Below are 7,024 nucleotides of genomic sequence, written 5' to 3' on the forward strand. Positions count from 1 at the left end.
GTCACCGTGACGACCGCGGAGGCGCTGCGGGACTACGTCGGGCGCAAGGAGCCCTACGTCATCTCGGTGTCCGGTCGCATCGAGGTCGACGGCATGCTGACCGTCGTCGCGAACAAGACGATCTTCGGGATCGGCTCCACCGCCGAGATCACCGGCGGTGGGCTGCAACTGGGCTCGACCACCCGTCCCGGCAACAACGTGATCATCCGCAACCTGCGCTTCACCGACGCCTCGGACGACTCCATCAGCGTCACCAACTCCGCGCACCACGTGTGGATCGACCACTGCGACCTGTCGCGCGGCTTCGACGGCCTGCTCGACATCAAGCGGCAGTCCGACTACGTCACGGTGTCGTGGAACCACTTCCACGACCACAGCAAGGCCGCGCTGCTGGGCCACTCCGACAGCTACACCGCCGACCGCGGCAAGCTGCGCGTCACCTACCACCACAACTTCTTCGACCGCACCGACCAGCGGCACCCGCGCGTGCGGTTCGGCGAGCCCGTTCACGTCTACAACAACTACTACCGCGGCAACTCCCTCTACGGCGTCGCGTCCACAGAGGACGCCGGGGTGCTGGTCGAGGCCAACTACTTCGAGAACGTCGCCCACCCGGTCCTGTCCGGCTACGACAAGAGCGGACCGGGCCGCGTGGTGGAGCGCGGCAACGTCTACGTCGGCTCCGGTACCCCGCAGACCCTCGGCACCGTCGTCGAACCCCGCACCTACTACGCCTACTCGCTCGACCACGCCGCCGACGTACCAGCGCTCGTCACCGCGGGCGCGGGCGTCGGCCGAGTCCAACGGAGGACTTCATGAGGAGGACAAGCGCTTTCGCGCTCGCCGCGGTGCTCGTCGGCGGTGCCACGCCGGTGGCCACCGCGCCCGCGTCCGCCGCCGAGGCCGCGCCCATCGGGTTCGCCTCGGTGACGGCACTCGGCCAGAGCGGGACCACCGGCGGCGCCGGAGGACCGGAGGTCACGGTCTCCACGGCGGCCGACTTCACCGCCGCCATCAAGGCCGACGGCCCGCGCGTGGTCCGCGTGCAGGGCATGATCACGTTGGCGGCCGGCATGTACGACGTCTCCTCGGACAAGACGGTCATCGGCGTCGGCGCGAACTCCGGCATCACCGGCGGCGGGCTGAACATCGGCCTGCCGGTCAGCTCGGTGACCACGCCCCCGGCGAACGCCGTGCACAACGTGATCATCCGCAACCTGGTGTTCCGCAACGCCAGCGACGACTCGATCAACGTGCAGATGTTCTCCCACCACGTCTGGATCGACCACAACGACCTGTCCACCGGCAAGGACGGCCTGATCGACATCAAGCGCGGGTCCAGCTACGTGACCGTGTCGTGGAACCACACCCACCACCACACCAAGAACATGCTGCTCGGCCACGACGACGGCAACGCCGCACAGGACACCGGCCACCTCAAGGTGACCTACCACCACAACTTCTTCGACCGGACGCCGCAACGCAACCCGCGCACCCGCTTCGGCAACCCGGTCCACGTGTTCAACAACTACTACATCGCCAACAGCGACACGGGCGTCGCCTGCCAGAACAAGTCCGGCTGCTGGGTCGAGGGCAACTACTTCGAGAACGTCGAGGAGCCCATGACGAACAGCTACGCGGGCCCGAAGGGCAGCATCGTCGAGCGGGACAACGTCTACGTCAACAGCGGCAAACCGGTGGTGGGCGGCAGCGTGGAGGACCCGCGCGGCTACTACGCCTACACCCTGGACACTCCGGCGAACGTGAAAGCGCTGGTAACCCAGGGCGCGGGAACCGGCAAGATCTGAGCGGCGGCCAGGTCGTCCGGGGCGGACAGGAACGGGAAGTGCGACGTCGGCAGCTTCACGACCGTGGTCGCACGGGCCGAGACGGCGTCGATCTCCTCGACGAAGCGGCGCTGCAACGAGGGCAGAAAGACCCGGTCGCCGGTGCAACGACGCACATGTGAGACACCTGGCCGTAGCGTCTCGTTGACAAGGACTAAAGCTTGTGACCTGCCCTACTGGATGGGTTCCAGAGTTGTTGGCTAACTGGCGGCTTGTTCGAGAGGCTGTGCACTGTGCGTACCCCGCCGAGTTCCGAGCGCGTGCCGTCGCGCTTGTTCGAGCTCGCAGAGAACAGAAGCAGACCGCGGTGGACCTCGGTATCCATTCGGCGACGCTGTCGAAATGGGTCAAGCAGGATCGCGCTCGCCCAAGAGGTTCTACCCAGTGATCGACAGACTTGCCGACGCCGGGATCCCCATTGACCGATGCTGCCGCGTCCTCGGAGTCGCCAGACAGAACTACTACAAAGCCACACGAACTCCGACGACGCCGACCGAGCTACGACGCCGCTGGCCGACCGGCGTGATACGCGAAGTGCACGTCGCCTCACGCGGCACCTACGGCCATCGACGGATCCACGCCGAACTCACTTTGGGCATGGGCATGGGCGTCTGCGAACGCACTGTCTGGCAGCTGATGAACCAGGCCGGCATCCACGGACTTCCCGGGCCGGCACGGGTCAAACAGCTCCGCGGCGTCGCCACCGCCGGCGACCTGGTGAACCGCAAGTTCCACCGACTGAAACCGAACGAACTGTGGGTCACCGACATCACCCAGCACAGGACGAGAGAGGGATGGCTCTACTGCGCGGCCGTTCTGGGCGCGTTCAGCCGTCGGATCGTGGGCTGGTCTATCGACTCCACACAGGACTCAACCCTGGTCGTCAACGCACTCGACATGGCCATCCGCAACCGGCACCCCGGGCCCGGCGGCATCGTCCACGCCGACCACGGAACCCAGTTCACCTCCTGGGTCTTCGGCGAGAAGATCCGCTCAGCCGGACTGCTGCCATCCTTCGGAAGCGGCGGCGACGGACTCGACAACGCGATGATGGAATCCTTCTGGTCATCGATGCAGATCGAGCTGCTGAACCGTCAACGATGGAAGACCCGCGTAGAGCTGGCCAACGCGATCTTCGACTACATCGAGATCTTCCACAACCGCCGCCGACGGCACTCCGCCCTCGGCTACCTCACCCCAATCGAGTACGAACTACGCTCGGACCACGACGCCATCGCCGCTGCCAGTTAGCCACAACGACTGGAACCCTGCCGGTGGGGCAGGTCACCACTGTCACCTACTCGTGCAGCAGACCCGTGCGGTTGGATGCGCTTGAGCGCAGCTCGATCCTGTTGCCACACTTTGACTTCTCCCGATTTCCTCCCATCTTCCTCGCACGACGGGTCCATGTCGATCGCCGCGGGCGTCGAATGCCTGTGCGTGGTTCAAGGGAGCAGAGTTGTCACCGACACCAAAATTGCTGCGGCGACGGCATCTCTCTCATCGACATGGCTTGATCGACGAGCGCAGCAATGCGGGCTGGCGCCTGCCGCACCCGCGGCGGTGACGCGGGGCGTGACGCTGTGGACGGGGCCCGGCCGCGTTCGCAGCGCCTTGTGTGTCACGTCCGCGTGTACGTTCGCCTGTCGCAGGGCATCCGGTCCGTTGTCGACCTCGTGAAGGCGGTTCGGGTGGATCCATGGCGTGACAGGCTTCGTGTGGCGGTGGTCGTTCATCCGGTCGCCGCGGTGGACCACTCCGGATTGCGGGACCTCATATCTCGTACCGCCCGGGACCGCGGCTGGTGCGAGCCGCAGTGGTTCGAGACCACCTGTGACGATGCCGGGACGGGGGTGACGGCACTCGCCCTGCGCGACCACCCGCGGTTGGTTTTGGCGTGTGGTGGAGACGGCACGGTGAACGCGGTGGCCGCCGGGCTGGCGCACACCGGGGTGGCGATGGGGATCGTGCCGATCGGCACGGGGAACCTCGTGGCCCGGAACCTGGGAATCGGCAGTGGGGTGGAGGACGCCGTCACGTCGGCGTTCGACGGGGCGGACCGCCGCGTCGACATGGGCCTGCTGGACGGACGCCCTTTCGTCGGCATGGCTGGGATCGGTCTGGACGCGGAGATGGTCCGCGACACCTCGCCCAGGATGAAGCGCCTGCTGGGGTGGCCCGCATATGTACCGGCGGTTCTCAAGGGTCTGAGGTCGGGCGCCAGTCGGGTGACCGTCCGGTTGGACGACGGCCGCTGGCTGACCCGCCGCGTGCTCGGGGCTGTCGTCGGCAACATAGGCGCCTTGCAGGGCGGTGTTTCCCTCCTGCCGGAGGCAGATCCCGGCGATGGACTCCTGGACTTGGCGTTGCTGCGTGACGTGCGCGCCAGGGGTTGGCTGGTCACGGCGGGGCGCCTGATCGGTTCGCGCCGGGTGGACGGGCCGGCGGTGGAGCGGTTCCGGTTCCGGCGCTTGGAGTTGCGCAGCAGCCGCACCAAGCCGTTCGAGGTCGACGGAGAAGTCTGCGGGACAACCAGATCGCTGAAGGTCGAGGTGAACCCCGGAGCGCTCGTCGTCAAGGTGCCGGCATGAACTCGACGCCCCGGTCCGAGAACTGTCGTCGGTCGCTGGCTGTGATCCGCATTCCGGACGACTTGGGAGTGCTGGTGCGGTTGCTGCGCGAGCGTGACGACCTGCGCGTGGTGAGATGCGGAGCCCTCATGCGCGACCGACCACCTCGTTCGCCCGGTTCATCGACACCGAGGTCTCAAAGCTCGTCCTCGCAGGAGCCTGAACCCGCCTCACCGCAGATCGACAGGACCGTCTCAGCTGAGTCATCCATGAATACCGTCATGCCGCTTAACCTCCACGGATGCAGTTTCGGCACGCACAACGTCACCGATCGCCGACATCCCACCCGAGTACTGCCTGCTCTACGTCATCGCCGCCCCACGCTGCCCCGGACCAGGACTGAACCGTGCTCGCCGCGATCGGCAAAGTCGAGACCGACCACAAGCGCCTCAAGCCCGCGGCGTGACCGAGGGCGAGAATCTCGCCGGTGTCGGCGGACCGATGCATTTCCTCGCCCCGACTTTCGACGGCGTCTTCGTCAAACACCAGATCCCGCCAGACGGCGCGAATCCGCCTCGCGGTGCAACCCGCACGACGCCGTCCACGCCGTTGCCGGCGTCACCCGCGTCGGCTGCAACGCCATCACCCTCGCAGCGATCAACTACACCTGCGGTCAAAGGGGTCTACCGTACGTGTGGGGTGGCGACGGCCCCGACGGTGGCCATATGGGCTTCGACTGCTCCGGTCTGACCAAGGCCGCCTACGCCACTGCTGGAGTGACCTGCCGCGCGCCGCCCAGACCCAGCTCGACGCGGGTCCGCGCGTCCCGGCCGGGCAGGCGTTGTTGCCGAGCGGCCCGTCTTCTACGGCACACCAGGCAACATCCACCACGTCGCCTCTACATCGGCGGCGGACTCATGATGAACGCCCCGACCTTCGGCCACCGTGCAGATCGACAACTACCGTCACAACAGCGACGGCTACGCCGGGGCAATCCGCCCGGCGGCCTTATCGTGCAGTGAAGGGCGGCGCGTTCCTGCTTGGCACCACGTCGAACTCCGCCCCTGCCGGCGTGGCGCCAGTGGAACGTCCCGCTCGTGGCGTCCGGCCCACATCGTTCGCGGCCGGCCGGGGGAATTCTCCGGGTCAGCCTGCCTGTCATCCGATGTGCGTTCAGTGCGTTTCTCTCCGGCCGCAGGGGGTCGATCAGTAGGCTGGGCGTGCAGTGAGAGGAGTGTGATGAGTTACTCCACCCCCTTCAGGCGGGAAGACGATTTTTACCGCAAGAAGCGGAAAGAAGACGCCTCGGTTGTCGCCCAAGCACGGCAAGCGGCGGAGCAGCTCCCCACACCACCGCCTAAGGACGACACCGTCGTCTCACGGCCGCAACGCCAAGAGGAGCAGACGGCTGCAGCTGCGCCGCCCGTACTCGAACTTCTCCTCCACCACGAGGAAGAGCGAGCAGCAGCGCGGTCCTCCGGCGATCTGCGGCTCGCAACCAGCGCACTCGTCGGGGTCGTCCGCGACCTCGACGTGTTGCTGGACGGCGTGGAGCGCTACTTGCGCCAGACCGGCCGTGGCAGGGCACGGCAGCGCGTGCGGGATGCCATGCCACATCTCGTGGCGATCTCCGCGGTCGCCGCTCTGCCCTTGGCGGAAGTAGGCGAGTTCCTCGACCTCCCACCTGACCGCGTCGAGGCCGTGCTAACCTCGTTGGCCCGGCACGGCGGCATCAGCCCCGCCCAACGGCAAAAAGCGCTGGAGCAGATCAGGTGGCTGCGCGGCCAGTTGCAGCAGGTGATGGTCACCGAAGACCACTCGTTGCTCGATCGGCTGCTGGCTTTCGTGTCCAAGTTCGTCCTGCTCGGGATCATCGCCCTCGCCTCGGCGGCCTCGGGCGCGTTCGCCGTGGGTGAATCAGTGGTCAAGGAAGTCATCAAGACCGGGGTCATCGCGCTGGTCGCCGCCGCCTTGCAGATGGGCGCCGACCGCGTGCTGACGGAACACACCAAGCAGAGCCGGCACAGCGCCGCACGAGAAGCACACGCTGCACTGCTCGCGGAACTGTCCACGGCGAGCGCACTGTGGGAGGCTCCTGCCTACGATGGAGAGCACGTTGTCATTCGTATGCGATTAGCAGTACGCATGTGTGCGGTGCGGGTCGCGTCGATCCCGCTGAAGTGGCAGGACAAGTGGCGGTACTGGGACTTGCTCGACGAGCTTGCCGCGGCGCTGAACAAGGACACGCCGGACGGCTTTCGGGTTCAGCTGCGGAAGATCACCACGCTCAGTCCACCCGCCTGAACACCGGGAGACCCCCGCCAGTCGATCAATCCCGCAAGCGCACTGGTCTTCCAGGCAGCCGACGTGCCGGCCTGATGCTGACCAACAGGCCACTCGGGCGAGCGAGTAGCACGGCCGCTGGCCAAGTACCACACCGATCAAGTCGCGCGGAAACGCCAGGTGTCATGCGTTCACATCTGCTCATGGTCGCGCGAAACGTAACGGGCATGAGCGGTCCGGGTTCCTCCATGCCCGCACCGACCTTGGCGGTGAAGATCTGCCCGAACGGGTTGACCGGCTGGTACTGCTGACCGACAAGGTATC

Annotated in this window: 5 protein-coding genes and 1 pseudogene; all 6 read left to right on the plus strand. The window is 66.6% G+C overall.

All coding sequences use genetic code 11. From position 1 onward, the window contains the following. A partial coding sequence (locus tag L6E10_RS31755) for a polysaccharide lyase family 1 protein (protein ID WP_236223837.1) occupies window positions 1–819 on the plus strand: 819 nt, incomplete at its 5' end. Continuing rightward, entirely contained in the window at window positions 816–1,808 is a 993-nt protein-coding gene (locus tag L6E10_RS31760) for a polysaccharide lyase family 1 protein (RefSeq protein ID WP_236223838.1), read from the plus strand. The genes L6E10_RS31755 and L6E10_RS31760, both read left to right, overlap by 4 nt. Window positions 1,809–2,073: 265 nt before the next feature. Next, window positions 2,074–3,098: pseudogene (locus L6E10_RS31765) on the plus strand (IS3 family transposase). A gap of 380 nt (window positions 3,099–3,478) precedes the next feature. Next, window positions 3,479–4,438, plus strand: a complete 960-nt coding sequence (locus tag L6E10_RS31770) for a diacylglycerol kinase family protein (RefSeq protein ID WP_236223839.1) — start codon at window positions 3,479–3,481, stop codon at window positions 4,436–4,438. A 704-nt stretch (window positions 4,439–5,142) separates the two neighbouring features. Further along, complete coding sequence (locus tag L6E10_RS31775; protein WP_374237583.1) at window positions 5,143–5,439, plus strand: hypothetical protein; 297 nt, start codon at window positions 5,143–5,145, stop codon at window positions 5,437–5,439. A 217-nt stretch (window positions 5,440–5,656) separates the two neighbouring features. Next, complete coding sequence (locus tag L6E10_RS31780; protein WP_236223840.1) at window positions 5,657–6,721, plus strand: hypothetical protein; 1,065 nt, start codon at window positions 5,657–5,659, stop codon at window positions 6,719–6,721. The last annotated feature ends 303 nt before the right edge of the window (window positions 6,722–7,024 follow it).

Origin of the sequence: Lentzea sp. CC55 (assembly GCF_021056325.1) — a bacterium.
In the GTDB taxonomy this organism is placed as follows: Bacteria; Actinomycetota; Actinomycetes; order Mycobacteriales; family Pseudonocardiaceae; genus Lentzea; species Lentzea jiangxiensis.

Bases quoted from the DNA above. Each gene is read 5' to 3' on its own strand.
- L6E10_RS31760 (WP_236223838.1), top strand. From the start codon at position 816: ATGAGGAGGACAAGCGCTTTCGCGCTCGCCGCGGTGCTCGTCGGCGGT.
- L6E10_RS31775 (WP_374237583.1), top strand. From the start codon at position 5,143: ATGGGCTTCGACTGCTCCGGTCTGACCAAGGCCGCCTACGCCACTGCT.
- L6E10_RS31780 (WP_236223840.1), top strand. From the start codon at position 5,657: ATGAGTTACTCCACCCCCTTCAGGCGGGAAGACGATTTTTACCGCAAG.